Source organism: Marinactinospora thermotolerans DSM 45154, from assembly GCF_900167435.1.
In the GTDB taxonomy this organism is placed as follows: Bacteria; Actinomycetota; Actinomycetes; order Streptosporangiales; family Streptosporangiaceae; genus Marinactinospora; species Marinactinospora thermotolerans.
In genome coordinates this window covers 20,538-45,013 of the sequence record NZ_FUWS01000014.1, presented here as the reverse complement: position 1 = coordinate 45,013, position 24,476 = coordinate 20,538, and the positions used below count along the sequence as shown (strand labels likewise).

Genomic DNA, 24,476 nt, shown 5'->3' with positions numbered 1-24,476 from the left:
TCCACGCTCCCCGGCTACCCGACGGTGGCCGGGGTAACCGGGGAGGGGTCAGCCTCCCGGAGCCCGCCGGGGCCGGGGGAGCGGCCCGACGTCCTCGTGCCGCCCGGGGAGCAGTTCGGCGTGCCGCAGACCGGGGCCGGGACCGTGGCGTGCGGCCAGCAGGTCGCTGACCAGGCCGGTGGCGAAGGCGTAGACCGCCTTGTGGGCGAGGTCGACGGCGAGTTCCCGGCGCGGCCAGGTCCAGGGGGGAGCGCCGACCCCGGTCGCGTTCTCCAGGATCTGGTCGGAGGTCAGGCGGACCACGCCGAACATCGCCGACGCCCACGGGCCGCGCAGGCCCGCGCAGGACATGACCCCGCGTACGGCGCCCAGAAGCACCCCTTGGCCGACGTGCATGGCCGGGCCGGTGCCGCGGGAGGGCTCGGGCCGGCCGGTGAGGCGCTCCAGGGTCCGCGCCGGCACCTGAGAGTCGGGCCGGCCGGTGAACCGCTGCTCCAGCCGTTCGCCGAGCGTCATCACCAGGGTGCCGGCGGCGCCGGCCAGCAGTCCGTAGAGCGCGCCGCGCGAGAAAACGCCGTTCATCTTGCCTCCGTCCTCCTGCGTCGGGACAGGGCGGCGGCTTCGCCGCCCGCAGGGCGGCTGCCCGCGCGGTGAGGGGACAAACACCCCGGAGGGGAGCGCGGCGGGGGAGGCTGAGCGCGGGGAAGCCGGTCCCGCCTGGCGGCGTCCCGTGGCGCGGTGGACGCCGAGGCGACACCGTCCCGCCCCGGGCCCCGGCCGGGTACCCGGCCCCTTCCCCGGGAACGCGGAGAGGGCCGCGTGTGCTTGCCGCACCGCGTGGCGCCTGCGAGAGTGACGGGCGACACAGGGGGAAGTCGTGGGACGGCAGGAAGTCGTGGAGGGGGCGTGGGCGTGCGGATCCGGGTGTATGAGGGCGCGGAGGCGTTGGAGGTCGCACCGGCGCTCGTGGAGATGTACCGCAGGGTCTTCGGCGCGCCGCCGTGGAACGAACCGGAGGAAGGGGTCGGGCTGTTCGCCCGCCGGCTGCGGACCGACGTCCTGCGCCCCGGGTTCGTGGCGGCGCTGGCGGGTGACCAGGCGCACCCCTTGGGGTTCGCCACGGCCTGGCTGACCCAGGCGCCGTTTCCCACGGACCGCCGCTACCCCGACGTCACCCGCCGTCTCGGCGCGGAGCGGGTGCGTGTCCGGCTCGTCGACGCCCTGGAGGTCGACGAGCTCGCCGTCGTTCCCGAGGGGCGTGGCGCCGGCCTGGGCACGCGCCTGCTCGACACGATGCGCGGGCGCGCTCCGCGGGGGCGGGCCTGGCTGGTCACCTCGGCCCGGTCCCCGCAGGCGGTCGGTTTCTACCGTGGTCGCGGCTGGCAGGAGGCGACCGAACCGGACGAGCCCGGGGAGGAGATCGTGGTCTTCCTGTCCCCCGAGAGCGGCTGAGGGAGCCGAGCGGTCCACGACGGGGCGGATGTCCGGTCCGCTCACCTTCGTCTACTCGGGGCGGGGCCGCGCGGGCGGGCGTCGCCAGGTCCACGCCCGCGGAACCGGCGGTGCTCACCACCCGCCGGATCTGGTGATCGTTTCGGGGGCGTCCGGACGAGTCCCGGCCCGAGGCGTTGCGGCCGTTGCGCCACCGCTTGCCGGTCCAGGTGGTGATGCCGCCGATGCGGCACGCCTCGGCGTAGGAGACTTCCTGGTCCAGGAGGCGCAAGTATGCCTCCCGCTCGCGGGCCGGCCTCCTCGGGCCGTGGGGCTCCCGGCGGTCCCGGACCTCGAAGTCGCCCATCCCACCCCTTCACGTGGGGTGCTGCAACGACCACGAGAACCCGGTTCTGTCAGGGGGCCTTCGACAGCACCCTGGTGGCGCGTCGCTCCGTCGAGAGCAGGGCGCGCCATAGCCGGGCCGGCAGCAGGGGAACCGCCCGGAGCACCGCGGCGCTCAGCGCCACCCGCGCTGCGGATGTGGGCAGGAGCGTCCGCATGGCCGTGGGCGCGATCCCGTGGGCGCGTCCGATGTAGTCGCGCAGTTCCTCCCGGTGGCCGGCGAAGGCGGCGGCGTGGTCGCCGCCGGTACGCGCCAGCCAGCGGGCGAGGGAGTGGGCGCCGACGAAGGCCACGGTGGTGCCGCCTCCCACGGCCGCTCCGGGGGCGTATCCGGCGTCCCCGGCCAGGACGATCCGGCCCCGGTGCCAGGGGTCCGATCGGACCTGTCCGATCGCGTCGAAGTAGAGGTCCTCGGCCGCGTCCAGCCCGGCGAGCAGTTCGGGGACCCGCCCTCCCTCGCCGGCGAAGGCCGCGCGCAGCAGGGCGCGGCTCCGGTCCCGGTCGCGGCGCTCCTCGGCCGGGATCTCCTCGGCGCGCCGGAACAGCAACACCGCCCGGCCCTCGCCGTCATCCGGTGTCCCATAGACCGCCGCCAATCGCCCCACCCCCAGGTGGACGGTCATACGTCCCGCCGGTACCCGCAGACCTGGGGGAGCGAAGACGGCGACGTGCCCGCCCACGTAGTGGTGGAAGCGGTCGTCGGGACCGAAGGCCAGGCGGCGCACGACCGAGCGCGTGCCATCGGCGCCGACGACCAGGTCGAAGCGGCGGGAGGGGCCGTGGTCGAATTCGACGTCCACCCCGCCGGGGTCTTCGCGCAGGGACCGCACGGAGTCGCCGAAGACGTATTCGACGTCGTGGCGGGTCCGTTCGTGGAGGAGGGCCGAGAGGTCGCCGCGCATGACCTCGACGTGTCGTTCGGTCGCACCGGTGGACAGGCGGTCCAGGTCCAGTTCGATCGGACGCCGGCCGGTGCGTTCCAGGCGCAGCGTCCGGGTCGTGGTGTCCGCCTCGCGGATCCAGGGGGCGATCCCCATCTGGTCGGCGATGTCCATGGCGGGTTCGAACAGGTCGACGGGGTGGCCGCCGGCGCGCAGGGCGGGGGCGTGTTCGACCACGACGGGGGTGAAGCCGTACCTGTGCAGCCAGTAGGCCAGGAGAGGGCCGGCGATGCCCGCTCCAGAGATGAGAACGGTGGTGCTGCGAGGTTCCATAGGGCCTCTCCTATTCATTTACTTACCGGAAGGTAAATGAATGAGGGGTGAGCGTCAACCCCGGGAAGGTGAATCGCGATCGACTAGGCTCGGGCGGTCGAGAAAGGAGGACACGCACGTGGTCCGACCGCGAACGAGCGATACCAAGGACCGGATCCGGGCCGTGGCCCTGGAGCTGTTCGCCGAACAGGGGGTCCAGCGCACCAGCCTGCGTCAGATCGCCGAACGGCTCGGGCTGACCAAGCCGGCCCTCTACTACCACTTCTCCTCGCGCGAAGAGCTCGTGCGCAGCCTCATCCAACCGCTCGTCGACGACGTCGAGTCCTTCCTCGCCCGGGTCGAGGCCGAGGAGGACGTGGACCCGCGGACCCTGCTGGCCGGCTACTACGACCTCTACCTGCGCCATCGCCGGATCACCGCGCTGGTGGCCCGCGAGCCCGACGTCTTGGGCTACCTCGACTTCGCCGCCCGGGTCGCCGACTGGCGTCTCCGGCTGATCGCCCTGCTCGCCGGCCCCGATCCCTCCCTGGAGGACCGTGCCCGCGCGGTGGTCGCCATCGGAGGACTGGCCGACTGCACGCTCGTCTTCATCGGCATGCCGCCGGAGGAGCTGCGCTCGGCGGCGCTCAACGCCGCCTGCGCGGCCCTGGGGCCGTTGCTGGAGAAGCGGTCCTAGCTCCGCCGCCTCTCCGGGAGAGCGCCGGTGGGCGCGCCGGGCCGGCCGAGCGGCCAACACGGGAACGAAACCGAACGGAGGTGCTTCGGCCCCCGGCCCGCTCGAACAGGGATGGCCCAGGGGCGTGACGGAGCGCCGATCCGGGCGGGCGCTGATCGACGAACCGCTTCGACGAGGCCCGGTCACGGTGGCGCGCGTCCTCGTCCCAAGCCGTCCAGGGCGCGCTCCCAGGAGCGGCGACCCCGCTGAGGGCGGGACCGCGGAGGCCAGGGCCATCCGGTCCCCGCTCGCCGTCTCCGATCCGTCGCCCTCGCCGCCCTCCCGATCCGACGGGCCGGGGAGGGCGGCGTCCTGCGCCGGGCTGCGCTGTTCGCCTCCCGGTACCGTGTCCCGGACGCTAGCATCGCCTACCGGGACGGCGCGGGCTCCGTCCGGCCTTCCGCCGTGCCCGGAGACAAGGCAGGGACAGGGAGACGGGCCTCGATCCAGGCCCCGTCCAGACAGTGGACCGACGAGCCCGACGGGAAGGCGGCCCGGATGAACGCACCCCCGAGGCCGCGGCCCGTCGAGGAGGCGGCCCCCATCGGCCATGAGCGCCCGTCCCCCGCGACCGAGGACGGACGTGACGAGACCACCGTGGCCCTCCTGTCCGCGGAGCCCCGGGCAGGGGGAGGAGATCCCGAGCCCACCCCGCCCCGCCCCCGTGGGGACGGGACCGCCCCGGCCGGAGCGCGGCACCAACGGGACCGGTCCGCCATCGGCCGCCACAGGCTTCGCCCCACCCCGCGCGGTCGCCGCCCCGCGCGTTGAGGCCGCCACCACGATCCGCCGGTACGGCCGGCCCGGACCCGCGGCGGCGGGGCCCCACGTCCCACCCGCGCGCCGTAACGGCCCGCCCCGGGGGTAGCGTGGACGCCCCCGACCGCAACGCCACCCGGCCCGCCGACGCCACGCGGGACTGTGGCGGCGGCCCCGTGGACGCCGCCACCGGAGTGGCCGATGGCCGCCGTCCCCTTCCCGCAGGGAACCCGCCCTCCCACCGACAGGACACCGTGGCTCCCCGGCCGGGACCAGGTTCCCGGACCCAACGCTCTGGTAAGGATCCGCTGATGCCCGACTCCTCCAAGGCACTCGACAGCCCCAACCCGAACCGGGGGGAGGATCTGACGGGTCTGCCCCGCCCCGGCGGCATGACACACCAGGGGTGCATCTACTCCGGCGACGCGGAGTTCCTCGACATGGCCCTCCCCTTCCTCAGGGGCGCCGTCGAGGCGGGAGAGCCGGCGATCGCCGCGACGACGCCGCGCAACCTGTGCCTGCTGCGCGAGGCCCTGGGAGATCAAGGGGGAGGGATCGAAGGGGTGGAGTCGGTGCGGTTCGGTGCCCGGCCCCCCGAGCGGATCACCGTCTTCGACCGCTACTGGCGACGGCACGCCGCTACCGCCGCCCGGGTGCGCATCCTCGCCGAACCGGTGTGGACGGGGCGTTCGCCCAGCGAGATCGACGCCTGGACGCGCATGGAGTCCGCTCTCAACGCGCTGTTCGCGGCCACCGGGATCTGGATGATCTGCCCCTACGACGCGCGATCGGTGCCGGCGCCGATCCTCGCCGACGCCGTACGCACCCACCCGGAGATGGTCCAGGGGCGCCACGCGGTTCCCAGTCCCGACTACGTCGATCCCAGCGCGTTCGCTCCGGGAGGAGGACCACGCACGTTACGCCCGGCACCGCCCCGGCGGGCCGAACGCAGGTTCGGCTACGCCGACTTCGCGAGCGTGCGCGCGTGGGTGGCGGCCTACGCGGCCCGGGCCGGCGTCCCGGCGCGCGCAGCCGCCGACCTGGTGCTCGCGGTCAACGAGCTGGCCTCCAACACGGCCGAGCATGGGAGCGGCCGCGGTTCCGTGCGCCTGTGGACCGAGGCCGACGAGGTGCTGTGCGAGGTCGTCGATGACACCGTGCGCGGCCCCGCCGCCACGTCGTGGCGGCCGCTGGCGCCGATGGCCGGAGCCCCGCCCGACCCCCACAGCGGCCGTGGACGGGGACTGTGGCTGGTGCGCCAGCTGTGCGACCTGGTCGAGATCCACTCCGCGGACGGCGCCACCACGGTGCGCCTTCACATGCGGCTGTCCCGCTAGGGCGGCGGACCGCCCCGCGGCGCCGTCCGCGCCAGGGGCCGCTCAACCCAGCAGGCCGTCCTCCCAGCGCTGCCGGTTGTCCAGGATGTGGTCGGCGTTGGCCCGCCAGATGCGGCCGTGTCCCTCGCGCCACAACCGTTCCCACGGGGCATTGCCCCGGGCCGCCTGTTCGGCGAGGAGGTCGTGCATGGCGCGGGCGCGCTCGGCCGTCAGACCGATCAGCCGTCTGCGGTCGTCCTCGTCCTCCAGCCCGTAGCCCTCGACCAGCGCGCGCATCCGCTCCACGGGGTCGCCGCGGCGCAGGGCCGGCTCGGCGGACAAGGGGACGAAGGAGACCACCGCGTAGGCGAGATCCCACAGCCGGGTTCCCGGGGCCGCGGTGTCCCAGTCGATGAACGCCCAGGAGTCGGTGCCGGCGATGAGGTTCCACGGCGCGAGGTCGTGGTGGGCGATGATCTCGTCACCGGCCTGCGGGTACAGGACCCGCCACCGGGCGCCCGGGGGAGGCGTGAACCCCGCCACCGCGTCGTGGAAGTCCCGGATGATGTGTCCCACCCGGGTCAGCGCCGAGCGAGGCTCCATGAGGTCGAAGCGCTCGGGCCACGTGGGGACCCCCGGGCAGTAGGACAGCACCTCGCGTCCCCGCTCGTCCAGGCCCAGCGCGCGTGGGGCGGCGTGGAAGCCGACGGAGTGCAGGTGGTCCAGCAGGGCGTGGACGGCCGGTGTCCAGGGACCCGCAGGGCGGCGTACGGTGTCGCCGACCCGCACCACCCCCGCACTGACATTCCCTCCCGAGAGGGGTTCCTCGTCGAAGGTCATGCCCCGATCATCTGGCATCGCGCCGCGGTTTCCCACGGTTGATATCGCCCGCCCGCGTGACCCAAAGTAGTGGTGAGAATGCGTAGGGGGAACGTCACTGCGCAACCGGATAGTGACTGTGAGGCGTTATTGTCGCGTGGTCGGTCACGTTCCGTAGAACTTTTATGATCTTGATGTGCCGTTCAGGGGCTGTTTCGTCGCTCCCCGTCCGGCGGCACAGGGAGGGCGGCGGCCGTGGTCAGGCTTCCGGCAATAGGTGCGGACGCCCGGTGGCCGAGCGCGTGCCGCCGCTCCTTCCCCCCATGTGCCGCCGCCACCGCGCGTGACGTCGGCGGTGTCTCAGCCGGCGTCCTCGACGATGACCACTTCCAGGGTGCGCGGGCCGTGCACGCCCTCGACCCGGTCGAGTTCGATGTCGCTGGTGGCCGAAGGGCCGCTGATCCAGGTCAGCGGCCGGAGCGGATCCAGATGGGGGAGCGCCTGGGGGACGCTCGCCACGATCCGTTCCGCCGGGACGACGCACAGGTGGTAGTCGGGCACCAGGGTGATGGCCCGACGGCCCTGGTCGGCCCCGGCGTCGAGCACGATCGTTCCGGTCTCGGCGATCGCCACCGCGCACCCGGTGACCACGCCCGCGGCGGCGTCCAGCTCCGCCACCCCCAGGCCGTCGTCGTGGACCACCTCCACCCCGGCTCGCTGCAGCCACGCCTCGGGAAGGCCGGGTGGGACGACGAACGGACCCGGTCCACGGCGCTGGAGCGCGGCTCCGACGGTTCGGGCCAGGCCGGCCGGACGCACCCGGTGCACGACCGCGCGGTAGTCGACCAGCCGGTCGGCCAATAGCGCCACCGGATCCCCCAGACCGTGCTCGCGCGCGTAGCCGCGGGGGACCGGGGCGTCCTCGGGGGCCTCCTCGCGGGGCACGTCGGCCAGCGCCGCCCGCACCCGGGCCAGGACGCGTTCGCGTGATCCGGTCACTGTTCACCCTCCTTCGTGTGCCGCTTGCGCCACCAGTCACGGAACGACTCGGGCGGGATGTCGGGGATGTCGCGCGTGTCGGTCCAGGCCGCCCCGGGACCGGGCAGGTGCCGGGGGACCAGGCCGCGCGCCGCCCCGGCCGCGCGCTGGGCCAGGGCGAGCCTGCGGTCGTCGCCGAACACCCACCCGGCCGCGGCCATGGCGGCCTTCTCGGCGCGGTGCCCCTTGCCCTCGACCACCCGTTCGCGCAGGTGCACCAGCACCTCGGGGATGTCGATCGCCACCGGGCAGACCTCGTAACACGCCCCGCACAGGGAGGAGGCGTAGGGCAGCGACGCGTCCAGTTCCGAGGTGACGCCACGGAGCTGGGGGGTCAGGATCGCGCCGATCGGACCGGGATAGACCGAACCGTAGGCGTGGCCGCCCGCGCGTTCGTAGACCGGGCAGATGTTGAGGCAGGCCGAGCAGCGGATGCAGCGCAGCGCCTGGCGGCCGACGGTGTCGGCGAGGGTGGCGCTGCGCCCGTTGTCCAGCAGCACCAGGTGGAACTCCCGAGGGCCGTCACCCGGTGTGACGCCGGTCCAGGTGGAGGTGTAGGGGTTCATGCGCTCCCCGGTGGAGGAGCGCGGCAGCAACTGGAGGAACACCTCCAGGTCGCTCCAGGTCGGCACGACCTTCTCGATCCCCACCACGGAGATGAGGGTGTCGGGCAGGGTCAGGCACATCCGCCCGTTGCCCTCCGACTCCAGTACCACCAGTGTGCCGGTGTCGGCCACCGCGAAGTTCGCCCCCGAGATCGCGACCTTCGTGCTGAGGAACTTCTCCCGCAGGTGGACCCGCGCGGCCTCGGCCAGCGCCCGCGGGTCGTCGGTCAGGCCCTCGGGTGCGGGGACGCCCCACTCGGCCATCCTGGTCCGGAAGATCTCGCGGATCTCCGACCGGTTGCGGTGGATGGCCGGGACGAGGATGTGCGAGGGGGTGTCGTCGCCGAGCTGGACGATCAGCTCGGCCAGGTCGGTCTCGTAGGCGGTGATCCCGGCTTCGCCCAGCGCCTCGTTGAGCCCGATCTCCTGGGTCGCCATGGATTTGACCTTGACCACCTCGTCGTGGCCGGTGGCGCGCACCAGGTCGGTGACGATCCGGTTGGCCTCGGCCGCGTCGGCCGCCCAGTGCACGGTGCCGCCGGCCGCGGTGACCGACGCCTCCAAACGCTCCAGGTAGACGTCGAGGTGACGGAGCACCCGGTCCTTGATCGCCGCGCCGGCGGCGCGCAACCGGGCCCAGTCGTCGAGCTCGTCGACGACCGCCGCGCGCTTGTCGCGGATGGTGTGGGTGGCCTTGCGGAGGTTGTGACGCAACTGGGCGTTGCCGGTGGCGGCTCGGGCGGCGTCGGGAAACGCCGGCATGCCGACGAAGGTCGTGCTCATAGGGCGGGCTCCTCCTCGGTCGAGGCCAGGATCTCGGCCAGGTGCAGCACGCGCACGCCGGTCCGCTGCCGGCTGAGCGTGCCGCCGATGTGCATCAGACAGGAGTTGTCGACGGCGCACAGCACCTCGGCGCCGGTGTCGGCGGCGTGCCGGGCCTTGTCCGATCCCATCGCCGCGGAGACCGCCGCGTTCTTCACCGCGAACGTGCCGCCGAAGCCGCAGCATTCGGTCGCCCCGTCGAGTTCGACCAGCTCCAGGCCGCGCACCGCCCGCAACAGGCGCTCGGGCCGGTCCCCCAGGCGCAATAGCCGCAGGCCGTGGCAGGTGGGGTGGTAGGTGACCCGGTGCGGGAAGTAGGCGCCGACGTCGGTCACCCCCAGCACGTCGACGAGCAGCTCGCTGAGGTCCAGGACCTTCGGGGCCACCCGTTCGACCTCGCGCCGCAGCCGGCTCCCCGGCTCGCCCAGGCGCGGATAGTTGTCACGGACCATGCCGGCGCACGAGCCGGAGGGGACCAGGACGGCGTCGTAGTCGGCGAAGGTCTCCACGAACCGCACCGCCAGCTTCTGGGCGTCGCGCCGGTACCCCGTGTTGTAGTGCATCTGCCCGCAACATGTCTGTGCCTGGGGAAACTCCACCTCGTGGCCCAGGCGTTCGAGCAGCCGTAGGACCGCCCGTCCCGTCCGTGGGAAGAGGGTGTCGTTGACACAGGTGATGAACAGGGCGATCCGCATGGGCTCCCTCATTCCGTTGGCCGGCACCGCGCCGATGCCACGACCGTACGCCGTGGCCGGCGCGGTGCCGCTGATCTCCTCTGCCGCGGCGTGTGTCGCCGCGGTGGTGGTCGCCGGTGGCGGGGACCGTTCCCCGCGCCCGGGTCCGGGACGGGCCGTGGGCGCTGCCGCCCCGGCCCCGCGACCTCCTCCGGCTCCATCACGTCCCCGGGACGCGGGGAGGGCCGTTCCGGCCGGTCCTCAGGGGCCACAGCAGGTGATACACGCCGAAGAGCATGTTCGGCGGGGCCGTCGTGGACCGGTTTCCCGGTGACCCGCGACCGCGAATCCGGAACCTGGGGCGCCCAGCGCGTTGGAGCCGCCGGCCAGGGCCTGCACGTCTCGCGCGGCTCGTCGGTGTCCCACCGGCCACCGCCGTGGCGTGGCCGGGACCCGCTCGAAGGCGTCGGCGATGCCCCACGGTCTGGCCGGCCTTGAGGAACACCGCGGGGGGCCGGCTCCGCTCTCGGCCGGGTGGTCGGCGTGGTCCGACCCGGCGCACACGTTCTTCCCGGTCCGCGCGGCAGGTCGTTCGGCCCTCGATGCTCCGAAGCGGAGGATCTTCACGTCGCCTCCCGGTCAGGGGTTCCACGGCCCGGAATGATCATTGGTCTGATCACTTCGCGGTGTCTTGAGCCAGAGACGGCTTATAGCGAGTTTCTCGGTCGCATATGCCGCGTGATGGAAAAATTGGTCTGACCACTTCTACTCGCGGAGACCGGAAGGTGTCAAGATGGTGGACGGCCCCGCCGCGCCGCGGCCAGACCCGTGAACCACCCGAGGAGCCACAGTGAGCAGCCCCGACGTCCCGCCCGCCGACCCGGCCGCCGAGGCCGACCGCGTACCGGTCACCCAGCGCGCGATCGAGCAGATCAAGGCGATGATCGCCGACGGGACCCTGCGCCCGGGGCAACGACTGCCCACCGAACGCGAACTGGCGGCGGAACTGGGGCTGTCACGCAGCTCCATGCGCGAGGCGATCCGGGCCCTGACCACCCTGGGCGTGTTGGAGGCCCGCCACGGGGCCGGGGTGTACGTCACCGCCCTGCGCCCCGCCGACCTGCTGGAGACCTTCTCCGTCCTGGCCGAGGTGGCGCGCGGCGAGACCCTGGTCGAGGTCCTCCAGGTGCGCCGGATCCTGGAACCCGCCGCCACCGCGCTGGCCGCGGCGCGCGCCGACGACGACCAACTGCGCCGGCTCGGCACCGTGCTGGAACGCATCGGCCGGGACGAGGGCATCGGCGACACCGTCGCGGCGGACCTCTCCTTCCACCAGGCCATCGTCGAGATGACGGGAAACACCACCCTCGCCGCGATCAACGGCGGCCTGTCCTCCCGCACCTTCAAGGCCCGGGTCTGGCACGGCCACCACGAGGCGGGAGTCGTCGCCCGGCTACGCGAGGACCACGAACGCATCTACCGGGCCCTTCTCGCCAGGGACCCCGACGCCGCCCGGGCCGCGGCCACCATGCACGTCCTGGAGGTCGAGAACTGGCTGTGCGCCCACCTCGACGACTTCGCCTGAGGAGCCGACGGACACCTCCAGCGAAAAAGGCGGCGGGCCGGGAGGAACCCCCTCCCGGCCCGCGCGGCGCCCGCCCCTAGACGAGCTCGCGTGGGATGACGCTGTCCCACTCGCGGGAGAAGACCCGTTCACCGCCCTCATAGGCGTCGAGCTGGGCGTACAGGTGGAAGTCGTCGGGCGTGGAGGTCACGACGGTGCGGGTGACCGTCGTGACCGACCAGTCGCCGCGTTCGAACCCCATCGTCCACTCGGTCTCGCCCCGCACCGAGGTGAAGTCGTCTCCGGTCCAGGAGTACTCCTCCCGGGAACGGCGGGTCACGTCCAGACCGATGTCGTCGAAACGGACCGTGCCCAGATCCTTGACCACCTCCAGCGCCGAACGGTAGGTGACCAGGTCACGGCTGACGTTCCAGCGCTGCTCTCCCGGCTCCACCACACTGCTGCGGATCGGCGGGGTCCCCTCGGGGGCCTCGAACGGCGCCGGATCGACCTCGTCGTCGGCGTCGGCGCGCCGGACCGGCAGCGCCAGCGCCGTGTGGCCGCCCAGGTGCACGGTCAGCAGCGCGGGTTCGGGCGGCGGCCAGGCCAGCGGCCAGTACGACGTGGACAGCGACAGGCGCAGCCGGTGCCCCGGCGGGAACGCCTGGGCCACCCCGTTGAGCGCGACCGAGACGCGGTAGCGCCGTCCCGGCTCCAACGGCCGGGGCCGCTCATGGCCCTGCGCGTGGGTCAGGTTGAGCAGGCCGTAGGTGACCCGCGTCGCCTTGCCGTCGGGGGCGACGTCGGACAACCGCACCGCGACCATGGCGACCGGCCGGTTCACCGAGAACTCCAGGTCCAGTCGCGGGGCACCGTGGATCTCCAGCCGCTCGGTGAGCACGGCGCCGTCGAACACCAGCGAACCGCCGTCCTCCTCGCGCTGGTCGTAGGGCAGGTCGGGCGGCGCGTTGTAGGAACACCACTTGCCGGCGAACTGGCCCACGGACAGCGGTGACTGCACGGTGAGGTCGCGCTCGCCCACCTCGGTGCCGGGGGGCGCCAAAGCCCCGCGCTCCAGCGGCAACCGGACCTCGCCGATGTGGGGGGAGGGCCAGGCCGGCTCTCCCACCCAGCGGCCGGGCCGGTCCTCGTAGGCGGTGGAGGGGGGCACGCTCTCCTGCATCCAGGTGCGCAGCATGGGGCCGTCCATGATGCCGTTGTCCTCGTCCTTGAGCCAACGGTCCCACCAGCGCACCGCGTGCTGGAGGAAGCCGATCGCCGGCCCCGGCTCACCCAGGTGCGGGTACTTGTGCGACCAGGGGCCGATCAGTCCCAGCCGGGGCACCTCCAGCCCCTCCATGAGACGGAAGACCGCGTTGGAGTACCCGTCGGCCCAGCCGCTCACCGCGAGCACCGGCACCTGGATCGCCGACAGGTCCTCGCACACCGACCCGTGCCGCCAGTAGGCGTCCCGGTGCTGGTGGCGCAGCCAGGTGTCCAGCCACAGGCCGCTGCCCTCCAACCGCTCCCGCCACATCCGCCTCCATCGGTCGCCGACCAGCTCGGGGTCGGGAGGACAGGAGTTGTAGGCGAACATGGTCGAGGCCCACGAGAGGTTGTCGCCGAGCAGACAGCCCCCCATGTAGTGGACGTCGTCGGCGTAACGGTCGTCGGTGGAGCACACCGTGATGATCGCCGACAGGCCGGGCGGGCGCCGCGCGGCGACCTGGAGGGCGTTGAACCCGCCCCAGGAGATCCCCATCATCCCGGTACGGCCGTCACACCAGGGCCGCGCGGCCAGCCAGGCCAGCACCTCCTCGGCGTCCCGCAGCTCCTGCTCCAGGTACTCGTCGGTCAGCACGCCCTCGGAGTCGCCGCTGCCACGCAGGTCCACCCGCACGCAGGCATAGCCGTGCCCGGCCAGGTAGGGGTGGTGGATGGAGTCGCGCTGCGCGGTCAGATCGCGCTTGCGGTAGGGGATGAACTCCAGCACGGCGGGCACCGGACGCTCCCTCGAGTCCTCGGGCCGCCAGATCCGCGCGGCCAGCCGGGTTCCGTCCGACATCGGGATCTCGACGTGCTCGTCCTCCCGCACCGGGTGCGGCAGGGAGGTGACCGTTCGCATCCTCCTCAGACCTCCTCCCTCATCGGTCTTCGGCGTCGCCGACGGTGTCGATCTCGAAGGGCAGCGCGGCGACGCACCGGTCGTACTTGTCCTTCAGCTCCTCCTCGTCGCGCGCGCCGACGAAGACCTGGGCGAGTTCGTAGCTGTAGCTGTCCTGGCCGGGCAGCCGTGACAGCCGGTCGCCCTCGTGCGCCACGACCTTCACGGTCGTGCCCGGGATCTCGCGCTCCACACGGGCCACATCCTCGGGGCCGGGCGCGCGACGCACCACGCCGTCCTCGAAACGGCGCAGGAACCACTTCGCGGCGACCGCGTACTCGCCGTCACCCGGGGAGAGCTCGGGGGAGCGGCCCAGCGCCAGGCTCAGCGCGCACTCGTGGTTGGGGGTGCCGTCGACGTACTCGAACAGCTTGGCGTGGGACTGGGAGTGGCGCGGGTTGACCTCCAGCAGCCGGATCCGGTCGGTCTCGGGGTCCCAGAAGAACTCGATGTTGAAGGTGACCGAGTCCAGGCCGAGGCGTTCGACGACCCGGCGGGAGACGGTGGTGAGCCGTTCGGTGACATGCCCGGGCAACCGTGAGGGGTACTGGTAGCGCAGGAAACTCGGACTGTCGGGGTAGAGCAGCGAGTCCACGACGCCGTAGACGACGACCTCGCCCTCGTGGACGTACCCCTCGACGGTGACCTGTCGCCCGCCGACCTCCTCCTCGGCCAGGCAGGCCGTCCCCCCGGCCTCGGCGATCGCGGCCGGCGGGTTCACCCGCCCCAGCACGTACTCGAACGGCTCGCCGATCCGGCCGGCGCCCTCGTTGATCTCGGCCAGGGCGGAACGGAACTCCTCATCGTCGGTGACCCGGAAGGCCAGTTCGGAGGAGAAGGACTTCACCGGTTTGAGCCACATGGGGTAGGACAGGCCGGCCGGCGGCTCCGTGGCGTCCTGCGCGACCTCAGCGAAGCCGGGCAGTTCGTCGATGACCTCGCGCTGCTCCAGCCGGCTCCAGTACTTGTGCTCGCACTTGACCACGGACTCCAGCGACGCCGAAGGCAGCCCGTACTCCTCGCACAGGATCGGGACCATCGAGCTGACCGGGAAGTCCCAGTAGCCCATGATGGCGTCGACCGTGCCGTCGAACGCCTCCAGCTGCGCGCGGGCGCGTTCCAGGAGCGCGGGCACGTCGATGTCCTCGTGCTGGAGTTCCTCGATCGTCAGCAGCCCGTGGAAACGGTAGCGCGACAGGTGCGGAAGGCTCCCCAGGGTCTCGCGGTTGTGCTCGTCCAGTCCCAGGACGAAGATGTTCTCGGCCATGGTGACCTCCTTGTCTGTCGCCTTTGCCGTACCCGCACTGTCCGTTTCACTCCTTTTTCGGTTCTCTGGGAGACGTGGGACGCGCCACGTCGTCGTATGAGGGGCCCGCTCCGCTCGGTGCGTCTCCCGGTTCGCCCGCCCGCTCTCCGCCGTCGCCGTGCCGGGTGAGAAGGGGGCCGCCGGCGCCCGTACAGCGGTTTCCACCGTTTTCCGGCGGACGATCGCGGGGGCTCGGGAAGGCGTCGCCTCGACGCCGGCACCTCCCGGTTCGACGGCATGGAAGAGGTCCACCGCCTGATCTCCTGGCTCAACGGCGTCTACGCCATGCAGCGGGCACTGGAGGAGGTCCTGCGGCGTCACGCCAAGGACGCCGAAGGCCCGCCCGAGGCGCGGGCGCGCATCGAGCGCCACATCGGGGAGACCCGCGAGCAGGCCGAGATCGTCCGCGGGCGCATCGAGACCCTCGGTGACGGCGTGTCCGGTGTCAAGAGCGCCTTCGCCGACGTGTTCGGCGCGATGCAGGGCATGGGCCGGCGCGGGACGCGATGGTCAAGGACGCCCTGGCCGATTACGCCCCCGAGCAGGTCGAGATCGCCTCCTAGCGGGCGCTGATCGAAACCGCCCACCGGCTCGGCGAGGAGCAGATCGCGGCGAAGCTCACCGGCATCCTCCGCCAGGAGACGGCCCGTCTCCTGGAAGAGAGGCCGCCCGGTGCCGTTCACGCGGCCTGGTGGACGCCGTCGGGGAAGAGCCCGCTCCCCCCAGTGGACCCCGCCGCGGGTGGTCCCTCGCGGCAGGGGAGGGGCCGCCCGCGGGGTGTAGGACAGGGGCCTTTCCGCTGACGGTCCGGCCCGGGACCGCTGTGACCGCGGACGCCCTCCCGGGCCGGGAACGGCCCGGTTCTCGGCCTCCCCGACACCCGCGGCCGGGAACCGGGGGCGGGCTCATGACCACAGCGGCGCCGGGGGAGGGCGGAGGGCCGGGTCTGCCGTCCGGAGGCCGGTGCGGCCTGTGATCTGTGACCCGCGCCTTGTCCCGCCGACCGCGGTGAAGAAGGCCGGAAAGTCGGGCTATATGCATGTATCTTCCTGAAAGAAGAAAAAGGGTTTGTCGTGGTTAATACTCCAAATGCCTTTTAGGGGAGGAAAAGGAGTTTCTGATTTCCGGTGGGGTGGGAGTGGTGTGCATTCCCTGAAGGTCTGCGGGGTGCGTGTCGTGGGATGGCGCGTGCGAGACGGAGGGGTTTCGCCCTGTGGAGGTATTGACCCTCTTCATGGCCTGACTTAGCCTGGGAGTCGTGTCGTGAATCGTCCGCCCGTTCAGATGGCGAGGGAAGGGTGGATATGGCGTTCCCCGCCGCATCGGAAAATGCTGTTCTCCGGCGCGGGGGAATACAGGAAAATGCGTCTTCGGTCGATGTCTGGGAGCGACGTGGAATCTTCGGAGACCGAATGAGCGGACCCGTGGTGGTGGGCGCCCTCATTCGCGACGGCCGCGACCGGGTGTTCGTCCAACGCAGATCCGAGTCCCGCTCCCTCTTTCCCGGGTGCTGGGACATCGTGGGTGGCGCGGTCGAACCGGGCGAGACACTCATCGAGGCCCTGCGCAGAGAAATCCTCGAAGAGACCGGATGGCGGCTGAGGCGGACGCTCACATGCCTCGGGCGCCGTGAATGGGAGGCCGAAGGTGTGGTCCACAGCGAGGTCGACTTCGTCGTGGACGTCATCGGAGACCTGGACGCTCCACGGCTCGAACGGGACAAGCATTCCTGTTTTGCGTGGCTCTCTCCCCGTGACATCGCGATCCTCGATGAGGACGCGCGCCGCACCGGAAGCGATTTCATCCGAAACGTCGTCGCGGATGCGCATCGTTGGCTAAGGGAAACGTCGTCAGGGTGACGTCCCGGGAACCTGGGGCGCATTCGGAGAAAATACGTCCCCCGAGCCCCGGTCGGAAGGCGTGAACCCGCTCGACGCCGCAGAAGGAACACCCGTGTCCGCTGTCCGTGGAAGAAAGCCCCCTCGTTCGATAGCGGTCGGATTCGCCGGAAAACAAGGACGCGAATACCTACCGTTGCTCATGAAGTACTCCCGGCCGGTCGGGCTCGTCGAAAGCTCGGCCGAAGGCGAGGAGACCGCCCGCAGGCTCGGTCTCCCCCACTTCGACAGCGTCGAATCCGCGCTGCGCGCCGTCGATTTCGACCTGGCGCTCATCACCGTCCCGCACAGCGCCCATTACGCCATGTGCGAGCTCCTGCTGGGCAGCGGAAAACACGTCATCAAGGAGAAACCCTTCGCGATCACCGAACGCGACGCCGAGTCGCTGACCCGGCTCGCGGTGGCCAACGACCGCAGCGTCTACACCCTGGTACAGCGTAGTTTCGTGGCGACCTTCGACTTCGCCCGGCGCCATCTTCCCCAGATCGGGCGCCCCTACTGGTTCGCCTACGACTACCACCTCGATCTTCCCGAACCGACCTGTGGCTGGCGGGCCGACTACGCCCGCGCGCTCGGCGGGGTCATGCTCGACATGGGCTATCACGTCATCGACGTGATCAACGCCTATTTCGGTATGCCCGCGTCGGTGCAGAGCACCTTCCTGCACTGTTACGAGGAGATGCGCCTGCGCCGCCTGGAGGACCTGGCCAGCGTGCAGCTCTACTATCCGTCGGGTTCCATGGCCGGGACCGTCACGGTGTCCCGCCATTACCACGAGAAGACCGAGCGCCTGACGGTCCTCGGGGCCGAGGGGACCTTCCGGGTCGAGCCCGGCAGTGCCGAACTGCGCTCTCGCAGGGGCGAGTACATCGACCGGCTGTCGCCGCAGACGCCCAAGGGAGCCGTTGTCGAGGCGATGTTCTCGCACTACGTGCGACACCTGGACGACCGCGAGTACCGCGCGGCCCACCTCGCGCGGCAGCGGAGCACCGTGCGGCTGATCGACGGCATCTACGCCAGTGGCGCCGGCCGGACGGCGTGTGGGGCGCCCCCGGCCGTGACCGTCGGCCCCCGACCCGGCGACGACGGCGCCGAACCGTCCACGGACCCGAACGGAGGACCAGAACGATGGCGGACCGATCCGACGAACTCGCACTGTTCGGTGGTGAGCCCGTAATCACGCTTCCACGGCCGCACGAGGTGTGGCCTCCCCCCGCGGACCCCGCCGAACTCGCGGCCCTGGCGGCGCAGCGCGACGACGACATCTCGATCAAAGGGCGTTGCGGCCCCATCGCCAGGTTCGAGACCGAGTTCCTGGAGTTCCTGGAAGGGCGGGTCCGCCACGCCGTCACCTTCAACTCGGGTACCAGCGCGCTGTTCGCCGCCTATTTCGCCCTGGGGGTGACCGAGGGGGTCGAGGTCGTCGGTCCGGCCCTGACCTACCACGCGGCCCTCAGCCCGGTCTACGCCCTTCGCGGCAGCGTGGTGCTGGCCGACGTGGACGTCCAGACGCGCGGCATCTCGCCCGCGGCCGTGCGGGCGGCCATCACCGAGAACACGCGGGTGATCACCGTGGTCCACCAGTGGGGGCACCCCTGCGACATGGACGCGATCCTGCGCATCGCCGAGGAGAACGGGCTACGGGTCCTCGAGGACTGCTCGCACGCGCACGGCAGTCGCTACAAGGGGCGGCCGGTCGGTACGTTCGGCGACGCCGCGGTCTTCTCCCTCCAGGCCAACAAGGCCGTCTTCGCGGGCGAGGGCGGGATCCTCGTCACCGACGACCGCGCGGTCCACGACCGCGCCACCCTCCTGGGGCACTACCGCGACCGCTCGCGCGAGGAGATCGACGACGAGTCGCTCCGACGCTACTGGGTGAGCGGGTTCGGGCTGAAGCTGCGCATGTCCCCCTTCAACGCGGTCGTCGCCAGTCACGCCCTGGCGGCCTTCCCCGAACGGAAGGAGGCCCGACACCGTTGTCTGCGCTACCTCACCGACCGCCTCGCCGATGTGGACTACATCGAGCCGGTCCACGTCTGCGACGAGGTGGACATGGGGGCCTGGTACGGCTACAAGCCGCTGTACCGGCCCAAGGCCCTGGAGGGGATCTCCCGCGGCACCCTGATCGCCGCTCTGCGGGCCGAGGGCATGGAGGTCGGGGCGCCCTCCGGCCCCCGGCTGGCCACCCTTCCCCTCTATTGCGCAGAGGCCAACCCCCTGTTCCCCGAGGCCCGCTACCTCCCCAACCGAGTGCGCCCCGGCACGAACGCCGAGTTCGTCGAGGCGCACGCCCTGTCCCTCCCGACCTTCTACCGGTGGCCGCAGGACAAGGAACTGATCGACCACTACGTCGAGGCGTTCCACAAGATCCACCGGCACCGCGTCGCACTGGCCGAGTACGACACCCGATCACGATGAACGTGTCGAACCGGACATGTGGAAAGGACGACCATGGCCACCAAGGAACCTCTACGCCTCGCCGAGGAGACGCTCGAACGCGCCATCAACACCGAGGGGTTTCCCGATACCTTCACCCTGCTCGGAAGGGAGTGGACCCTGCGCCGGGGGGTGTTCCCCGGCACCGTCACCGCGGCCACGGAGGTCATGGCGTCGGCCCTTCCCTACCCTGTCGGCGGATCGTTCCTCGAAGTGGGGTCCGGGAGCGGGGTCATCTCGGTGACGGCCGCGTTGAGGGGCGTCGCTTCGGTGACCGCGCTGGACATCAACACCGAGGCGGTCGCCAATACCGAGGACAACGCCCGGTTACACGGTGTCGAGAGCCGGGTCCGCAGCCTGCACAGCGACCTGTTCGCGGCGTTGGCGCCCCGGGAACGCTTCGACCTCGTCTTCTGGAACGTGCCGTGGACGTGGGTTCCCAACGACTTCTCCATGTCCTCCCGGCTGCACAGCGCGGTGTTCGACCCCGGTTACCGGGCCCAGGCGCGTTTCATCGCCGAGGCCCACGACCACCTCGCCCCCGGGGGCAGGGTCCTCATCGGTACGGCCGACCTCGCCGACGGCGCGCTGCTGGAACGGCTGGCCGGGGACGCGGGACGCCGCCTTCGGCTGCTGCGCAGGATCCGGCGCATCGAAGTCCACCGCGTCATGGAGTACTGGTTGCTCGAACTCCTAGAGGCCTAGATCGATGGCCTCTCGCCGAAGCCGTACCGTCTCGCCCGCGGCCCCGAAGGAGACGGTACGGCCCACGGGTCATGACACGGCGCCGAACAGCCCCTCGACGTCGGGCGACCCCGACTTGGCCTGGGCGACCGACCTGAGGTCTGACTCGACCATCATCCGCACCAGCTCTTCGAAACCGACCCGCGCCTGCCAGCCCAGTTCCCGCCGGGCCAGCGTCGAGTCAGCGCGGAGCGTGTCGACCTCGGCCGGCCGGATCAGGTCCTGGTCGACCAGCACGTGTGCGCGCCAATCGAGTCCGGCCGCAGCGAAGGCGGTCTCCACGACGTCCCGCACGGAATGGGTGCGCCCGGTGCCGATGACATAGTCCTTGGGCGTGTCCGAGCGCACCATGAGGTGCATGGCGCGCACGTAGTCTCCCGCGAACCCCCAGTCGCGCCGCGCTTCGAGGTTTCCCAGACGGAGGTGGTCGTCCAGCCCCAATTTGATTCTGGCGACCCCCAGAGTGATCTTCCGGGTGACGAATTCGGGGCCGCGTCTGGGAGACTCGTGGTTGAAGAGGATTCCGGACACGCAATGCATGCCGAATGACTCGCGATAATTCTGCGTGATGTAATGTCCGTAGGTCTTCGCGACGGCATAGGGGCTACGCGGATGGAACCCGGTCAATTCGTTCTGGGGTTCTTCGCGTACTTTTCCAAACATTTCCGATGAGGACGCCTGGTAGAACCTCATATCCTGGTGGCGGGGACCGTTTCCGGTGGCACCCAGAACCGTTCTCATGGCCTCAAGGAGCCGTAGCACGCCAAGGCCGGTCACCTCGGCGGTGATCTGGGGTTGCTTCCAGGAGAGGGGGACGTAGGAGATCGCCCCCAGGTTGTAGACCTCGTCGGGTTGTACCTGGTCGATGGCCGTGGTCAGGCTCTTCTGGTCCAGAAGGTCTCCCTGGACCAGACCGATGTCCTTGAGCAGGGGGCGGATCCACGGCTTCCTCGGCGAATCCTGCCCACGGACCAGACCCCATACCCGGTAACCCTCGCCCAGTAGGTGCTCTGCCAGATATGAACCGTCCTGCCCGGTAATTCCGGTAATCAGTGCGCGCTTACTCAGGGGATCCCCCTTAAATGCGTCATGCACGGTGAACCTAGGAAATCCTGGTGTACCCGGACAGTGTAACCCCTCCTTTCGGAGAATGGCAGGGGGTGGTGGCGGGTACATTTCGATCAGGCGTTCACCGACGATGGGACTGAAGTAATGGCGAAAGCTGTCCACGCCTTCTCGGAGAGGCTTATTCTGCTCTCATCCGATACCCGGGAAGAGATAACGGCAATGGCCGGAGAACTTCTGGAAGAAGGCGATCGGGCCTTTGCCGGTGAGAAGGCGAGGCAACGGGACGTGGAGGAGCTCGCGCACCGGCTCGCGGTCCTCGGATCAGATCCCCCGGGGATGCTCAAAGGGCTGCGCCTCTTCCTCGAAGGGGTGCCCGACCGGTCCTGGGCCAGCGGGCGAGCGGCCTACGCGGACTCCCCGGTCGCCTGGTGCTTTGGCGGGCATGGCGGCCAATGGGCGGGCATGGGAAGCGACCTCGTCGACAGCATCCCCGCCGGAGCGGAGACGCTCGCCCGGATCGACTCCCTCTTCCGCGCCGAATCCGGTTTCGGCCTGGTGCAGATGTTGCGGGAGGCGCGTGAACGCCCGGTGGACGACCTCGCCGTCGTCCAGCCGCTCATCTTCGCCGTCCAGGTGGCCATCGCGCGGACACTTCTCACGCACGGGCTGCGGCCCGATCTGGTGGTCGGGTACAGCATGGGCGAGATCGCCGCGGCTCACGTGGCCGGCGCCCTCACCCTGTCCGACGCGGTCCGGGTGATGTACCACCGCTCCAGGTTGCTCGCCGCGACCCCCGCGGGTGGTCGGATGCTCGTCGCCCGGGGCGACACCGCCACCACGGAGCGCGCCTGCGCCGAATCGGCCGGGGCGGTGTCCATCGCGGCCCTCTCCTCACCGGGCGAGTCGGTACTGACCGGCGACGCCGACGCGCTGCGCCGGCTCGTCGAGCGCTGGGAGCCCGAAGGGCTCCGCTGCCGCTGGGTCCGGATCGACGCGGCCTCGCACAGTCCCGCCGTCGAGGGCGTGCTCGATGAGCTGCGGGGATGTCTCAGGGACGTCCGGCCGCGCGCCCCACGTCTGCGATGGGTTTCCACCGTCGATCCGGACCCGGCCGTCGCGCCGTGGGCCGACCCGTGCTACTGGGCTCGTAACCTTCGTGAACCCGTCCGGTTCGCCCCGGTCGTCGCCGCCCTCCTCGACGAGGGGGTCCGGATGTTCGTGGAGATCGGACCCCACCCGGTGCTTCGGGTCCCCCTACAGGGCAACATCCGCGCGGCAGGGACCGACCACGCGAAAGTGGTGGTGACGGGACGGCGGGGGATGGGGGAGCGGTCCGCCCTGCTTCGCGCGGTGGCCGAACTCTACTGTCATGGCGTCACAGGCGCCGATCGCCGAGTCCTGCTCGACCTCCGCGCAGGGCCGGGGGCCACGTGAGTCACCGTTCCCGCTCCTGGAGGCGTCCCGCCTCCGCCAACGCGATGCGCGCGGCACGCTCCCAGGACCAGTGCCGCGCCATCGCCACCCCGGCGATCCGCTTGCGCTCCCGTTCGGCGTCGTCCTCGCGTGCCCGGCGCAGGACGGCGGTGAGGTCGGCCAGGTCGGCCTCCGCCCACAGGCCCCGGTCGGGGGTGACCGGGATGGCCGGCACCAGCCGGTAGGCCACCCGCCACGCGGTATCGGGGGTGGCGAAGTCGAGCTGGCCGCCCCAGTCGGTCACCACCGGGGGCAGTCCACAGGCCATCGCCTCCAAGATGCCCAGTCCGAACGCCTCGCCCCGGCTGGGTTGCAGGTAGACGTCGCAGGCCCGGTACAACGGAGCCAGATCGAGCCGGGGCTCGTAGTCGAGCAGCACCGGGGGAGGAGCCGGATGCCGGTCGGCGAGCTCCGCGAGGAGGGCCTCGACCCGGCTGGGGCCGGGCCGCCGCCGGAGGTGCAGCACCAGACAGACGTCGTCGTCCGCGCTGAACGCCGCGTGGTAGGCCGTCAACAGCAGGTCCAGGGCCTTGCGGTGCCAAAACCCGCTGTCGGCCACCGTCAGGAACCGGAAGGTCGCGGGGGTGGGCAGGAGGACGGAGGGCCCGTCCGGGTGAAAGGCCCGCACGTCGACCCCGTGCGGTACGACCCGGACGAAGTCGGCGGGCAGCCCGGCCGCGACGAAGGAACGGCGGGAGTGCTCGGAGGAGGTCCACAGCGCGTCGAGGTGGTCGAGAAGCAGATCCGGTGCGATCCCCCCGAACACGGAACTGTCCACCGGCCACCACCAGACGTTGCGGCCGTAGGGGACGGCGTCGAACAGACGCCCGATCAGATGGCGCTCCTCCTCCTGCGGTTCGGCGATCCGCACATGGCAGTAGGAGGCCGGATCCAGCGCCAACGCGCCCAGCCGGCGGAGTTCCTCGCCGGTGTCCGCGTCGACGTGCGGACCCGCGTCAACGTGCGGACGCAGATTCTCCAGGGCGACGTCGGCTCCGATACGGACCAGGGCCTGGGCGGTCTTCCGGGCGATGTGGGCGAGGCTGCCGCGCCCATAGGGATTGGCCCGCAGGTTGATTCCGGTCACCACAGCCCCTTCTCCCAGGCGTCCAGGACGGCGGCGCCCGCGTGTCTCGTCCGAAGGCGCTCGACGGCGGCCGGATCGGAGGGCAGGAGCGGCTCGGTGAGCGACCGGGCCAGGTCATGGGGGCCGTCGAAGCGGGCTGCGGCGGGACAAGGCGCGTCCCGAGGAGCGACCACCGCGGTCCCGTGGAGCGCCGCGGCGCCGGCCGCCATGTCGAACCCACGGGTCAGCGAGAGGTAGCGGTCGCTTTCGGCGAGAAGCCGCCACAGGCCCCCTTCGTCGAACCCCCGCCCCCACAGCGGGACCGTTCCGCGAAAGCCCGGTGACCCGCTCAGCGCGGCGGCCCCCTCCCACAGCGCGTCGCGCCCGTTCAACACGGCGAAACGCAGCTCCACCGGGCGGGTCCGCGCCTCGGCGAGCGCGTGGAGGACCGGGAGGGCGAGGTCCACGAGGTCGGCCGGGGAGCCCAACGCGCCGGCGACGACCCGGATCGGTCCCTCCCCGTCGCACGCCCCGGCCGCGGGGGCGGGGGAGTGAGGGGGGAGCGGAACGGGGAAGGGGGGCGGGTCTTGTCCGTCTCGCTCCCACATCGAGCGGGCGGAGCGCACCCGGACCTCCAGACCGCGGGCGGCCACCGCCCGCCGGGCCACGGCGCGAAGGCCCCGCCCGCCATCGACGATCAGCGTGTCGACCGGCACCTCACGGCCGAGCAGGCGGACCAGCCCCCAGTAGAGCCCTTCGCCGGGCGGCCACTCCCGCTCGTCATAGGGGAAGGGACACAGCCGCACCCCGTCGACGCTGCGGGGCGCGCACCGATCGTCGCGCAGGATCCAGGACACCCGGTGCCCACGCTCGGCGAGCCCCCGTGCCAGCACCCACCCCGGCGCGGCGAGGGAGCCCGAGGACACGTCGTCACCCAACCACACCAGGTCCATCGGCGC

At 71.5% G+C, this 24,476-nt stretch carries 21 protein-coding genes; 10 read left to right on the top strand and 11 right to left on the bottom strand.

Features of this window, described 5'->3' with window-relative positions; translation table 11 throughout:
• Positions 1-48 precede the first annotated feature (48 nt).
• The gene (locus B5D66_RS21900; RefSeq protein WP_078763693.1) at positions 49-582 is read right to left on the bottom strand and encodes a hypothetical protein; all 534 of its coding nucleotides are present in this window, start codon (positions 580-582) and stop codon (positions 49-51) included.
• Positions 583-906: 324 nt separating this feature from the next.
• On the opposite strand from B5D66_RS21900, the gene B5D66_RS21895 reads away from it, so the two are divergent.
• Complete coding sequence (locus tag B5D66_RS21895) at positions 907-1,452, top strand: GNAT family N-acetyltransferase (RefSeq protein WP_200813747.1); 546 nt, start codon at positions 907-909, stop codon at positions 1,450-1,452.
• 395 nt (positions 1,453-1,847) lie between these two features.
• Here B5D66_RS21895 and B5D66_RS21890 read toward each other — a convergent pair whose 3' ends face one another.
• Positions 1,848-3,050, bottom strand: a complete 1,203-nt coding sequence (locus B5D66_RS21890) for an FAD-dependent monooxygenase (protein ID WP_078763692.1) — start codon at positions 3,048-3,050, stop codon at positions 1,848-1,850.
• Positions 3,051-3,168: 118 nt separating this feature from the next.
• Here B5D66_RS21890 and B5D66_RS21885 point away from each other — a divergent pair, with 118 nt between their 5' ends.
• Both B5D66_RS21885 and B5D66_RS21880 read left to right on the top strand, forming a co-directional pair.
• A complete protein-coding gene (locus tag B5D66_RS21885) occupies positions 3,169-3,726 on the top strand; it encodes a TetR/AcrR family transcriptional regulator (protein ID WP_078763691.1) in 558 nt (185 codons plus the stop codon).
• A 1,109-nt stretch (positions 3,727-4,835) separates the two neighbouring features.
• Complete coding sequence (locus tag B5D66_RS21880; protein WP_078763690.1) at positions 4,836-5,861, top strand: sensor histidine kinase; 1,026 nt, start codon at positions 4,836-4,838, stop codon at positions 5,859-5,861.
• Between the two features lie 42 nt (positions 5,862-5,903).
• Here B5D66_RS21880 and B5D66_RS21875 read toward each other — a convergent pair whose 3' ends face one another.
• From B5D66_RS21875 to B5D66_RS21860, 4 genes are all read right to left on the bottom strand, one after another.
• Entirely contained in the window at positions 5,904-6,680 is a 777-nt protein-coding gene (locus tag B5D66_RS21875; protein ID WP_078763689.1) for a phosphotransferase, read from the bottom strand.
• A gap of 339 nt (positions 6,681-7,019) precedes the next feature.
• The gene (locus B5D66_RS21870; protein ID WP_078763688.1) at positions 7,020-7,658 is read right to left on the bottom strand and encodes a LutC/YkgG family protein; all 639 of its coding nucleotides are present in this window, start codon (positions 7,656-7,658) and stop codon (positions 7,020-7,022) included.
• Positions 7,655-9,085, bottom strand: a complete 1,431-nt coding sequence (locus B5D66_RS21865; protein ID WP_078763687.1) for a LutB/LldF family L-lactate oxidation iron-sulfur protein — start codon at positions 9,083-9,085, stop codon at positions 7,655-7,657. Before B5D66_RS21865 ends, B5D66_RS21870 begins: the two co-directional genes overlap by 4 nt.
• On the bottom strand, positions 9,082-9,819 hold the full coding sequence (locus B5D66_RS21860) for a (Fe-S)-binding protein (protein ID WP_078763686.1): 738 nt from the start codon (positions 9,817-9,819) through the stop codon (positions 9,082-9,084). The genes B5D66_RS21865 and B5D66_RS21860 overlap by 4 nt, the downstream gene beginning before the upstream one ends.
• Before the next feature lie 829 nt (positions 9,820-10,648).
• Here B5D66_RS21860 and B5D66_RS21855 point away from each other — a divergent pair.
• Entirely contained in the window at positions 10,649-11,383 is a 735-nt protein-coding gene (locus B5D66_RS21855) for a FadR/GntR family transcriptional regulator (RefSeq protein ID WP_078763685.1), read from the top strand.
• Positions 11,384-11,459: 76 nt separating this feature from the next.
• Here the strand turns inward: B5D66_RS21855 and B5D66_RS21850 are convergent, their stop codons facing one another.
• Positions 11,460-13,487, bottom strand: coding sequence for a CocE/NonD family hydrolase (locus B5D66_RS21850; RefSeq protein ID WP_078763684.1), 2,028 nt, complete (start codon positions 13,485-13,487; stop codon positions 11,460-11,462).
• A gap of 19 nt (positions 13,488-13,506) precedes the next feature.
• Positions 13,507-14,793 (bottom strand): ATP-grasp domain-containing protein, encoded by a 1,287-nt coding sequence (locus B5D66_RS21845; RefSeq protein ID WP_078763683.1) that lies wholly within the window; start codon positions 14,791-14,793, stop codon positions 13,507-13,509.
• A gap of 276 nt (positions 14,794-15,069) precedes the next feature.
• On the opposite strand from B5D66_RS21845, the gene B5D66_RS26200 reads away from it, so the two are divergent.
• The 5 genes from B5D66_RS26200 (at position 15,070) to B5D66_RS21820 (ending at position 19,871) form a co-directional block, all read left to right on the top strand.
• Positions 15,070-15,405: a DUF892 family protein gene (locus tag B5D66_RS26200; RefSeq protein WP_235001155.1), complete on the top strand. Its 336-nt coding sequence runs from the start codon at positions 15,070-15,072 to the stop codon at positions 15,403-15,405.
• 839 nt (positions 15,406-16,244) lie between these two features.
• Positions 16,245-16,691 carry an NUDIX hydrolase gene (locus B5D66_RS21835; RefSeq protein WP_078763682.1) on the top strand — a complete coding sequence of 149 codons (447 nt, stop codon included), beginning with the start codon at positions 16,245-16,247 and terminating at the stop codon, positions 16,689-16,691.
• Between the two features lie 61 nt (positions 16,692-16,752).
• Positions 16,753-17,907 carry a Gfo/Idh/MocA family protein gene (locus B5D66_RS21830; protein WP_327309195.1) on the top strand — a complete coding sequence of 385 codons (1,155 nt, stop codon included), beginning with the start codon at positions 16,753-16,755 and terminating at the stop codon, positions 17,905-17,907.
• A complete protein-coding gene (locus tag B5D66_RS21825; protein WP_078763680.1) occupies positions 17,859-19,148 on the top strand; it encodes a DegT/DnrJ/EryC1/StrS aminotransferase family protein in 1,290 nt (429 codons plus the stop codon). Before B5D66_RS21830 ends, B5D66_RS21825 begins: the two co-directional genes overlap by 49 nt.
• 33 nt (positions 19,149-19,181) lie before the next feature.
• Positions 19,182-19,871: a methyltransferase gene (locus B5D66_RS21820; protein WP_078763679.1), complete on the top strand. Its 690-nt coding sequence runs from the start codon at positions 19,182-19,184 to the stop codon at positions 19,869-19,871.
• A 69-nt stretch (positions 19,872-19,940) separates the two neighbouring features.
• On the opposite strand, the gene B5D66_RS21815 is transcribed toward B5D66_RS21820, so the two are convergent.
• Complete coding sequence (locus tag B5D66_RS21815) at positions 19,941-21,005, bottom strand: GDP-mannose 4,6-dehydratase (RefSeq protein ID WP_432940899.1); 1,065 nt, start codon at positions 21,003-21,005, stop codon at positions 19,941-19,943.
• Positions 21,006-21,197: 192 nt separating this feature from the next.
• Between B5D66_RS21815 and B5D66_RS21810 the strand changes: the two genes are divergently transcribed.
• The gene (locus B5D66_RS21810; RefSeq protein WP_159457300.1) at positions 21,198-22,412 is read left to right on the top strand and encodes an acyltransferase domain-containing protein; all 1,215 of its coding nucleotides are present in this window, start codon (positions 21,198-21,200) and stop codon (positions 22,410-22,412) included.
• A 1-nt stretch (position 22,413) separates the two neighbouring features.
• Here B5D66_RS21810 and B5D66_RS21805 read toward each other — a convergent pair whose 3' ends face one another.
• Together B5D66_RS21805 and B5D66_RS21800 are read right to left on the bottom strand one after the other, a co-directional pair.
• A complete protein-coding gene (locus B5D66_RS21805) occupies positions 22,414-23,538 on the bottom strand; it encodes a glycosyltransferase family 4 protein (RefSeq protein ID WP_159457299.1) in 1,125 nt (374 codons plus the stop codon).
• Positions 23,535-24,443: a hypothetical protein gene (locus B5D66_RS21800; RefSeq protein WP_144390252.1), complete on the bottom strand. Its 909-nt coding sequence runs from the start codon at positions 24,441-24,443 to the stop codon at positions 23,535-23,537. The genes B5D66_RS21805 and B5D66_RS21800 overlap by 4 nt, the downstream gene beginning before the upstream one ends.
• Positions 24,444-24,476: the final 33 nt, after the last annotated feature.

Coding starts and splice junctions, on each gene's coding strand:
- B5D66_RS21900 (WP_078763693.1), bottom strand. CDS start 582: ATGAACGGCGTTTTCTCGCGCGGCGCGCTCTACGGACTGCTGGCCGGC.
- B5D66_RS21890 (WP_078763692.1), bottom strand. CDS start 3,050: ATGGAACCTCGCAGCACCACCGTTCTCATCTCTGGAGCGGGCATCGCC.
- B5D66_RS21880 (WP_078763690.1), top strand. CDS start 4,836: ATGCCCGACTCCTCCAAGGCACTCGACAGCCCCAACCCGAACCGGGGG.
- B5D66_RS21875 (WP_078763689.1), bottom strand. CDS start 6,680: ATGACCTTCGACGAGGAACCCCTCTCGGGAGGGAATGTCAGTGCGGGG.
- B5D66_RS21865 (WP_078763687.1), bottom strand. CDS start 9,085: ATGAGCACGACCTTCGTCGGCATGCCGGCGTTTCCCGACGCCGCCCGA.
- B5D66_RS21860 (WP_078763686.1), bottom strand. CDS start 9,819: ATGCGGATCGCCCTGTTCATCACCTGTGTCAACGACACCCTCTTCCCA.
- B5D66_RS21850 (WP_078763684.1), bottom strand. CDS start 13,487: ATGCGAACGGTCACCTCCCTGCCGCACCCGGTGCGGGAGGACGAGCAC.
- B5D66_RS21845 (WP_078763683.1), bottom strand. CDS start 14,793: ATGGCCGAGAACATCTTCGTCCTGGGACTGGACGAGCACAACCGCGAG.
- B5D66_RS26200 (WP_235001155.1), top strand. CDS start 15,070: ATGGAAGAGGTCCACCGCCTGATCTCCTGGCTCAACGGCGTCTACGCC.
- B5D66_RS21835 (WP_078763682.1), top strand. CDS start 16,245: ATGAGCGGACCCGTGGTGGTGGGCGCCCTCATTCGCGACGGCCGCGAC.
- B5D66_RS21825 (WP_078763680.1), top strand. CDS start 17,859: ATGGCGGACCGATCCGACGAACTCGCACTGTTCGGTGGTGAGCCCGTA.
- B5D66_RS21820 (WP_078763679.1), top strand. CDS start 19,182: ATGGCCACCAAGGAACCTCTACGCCTCGCCGAGGAGACGCTCGAACGC.
- B5D66_RS21810 (WP_159457300.1), top strand. CDS start 21,198: ATGGCCGGAGAACTTCTGGAAGAAGGCGATCGGGCCTTTGCCGGTGAG.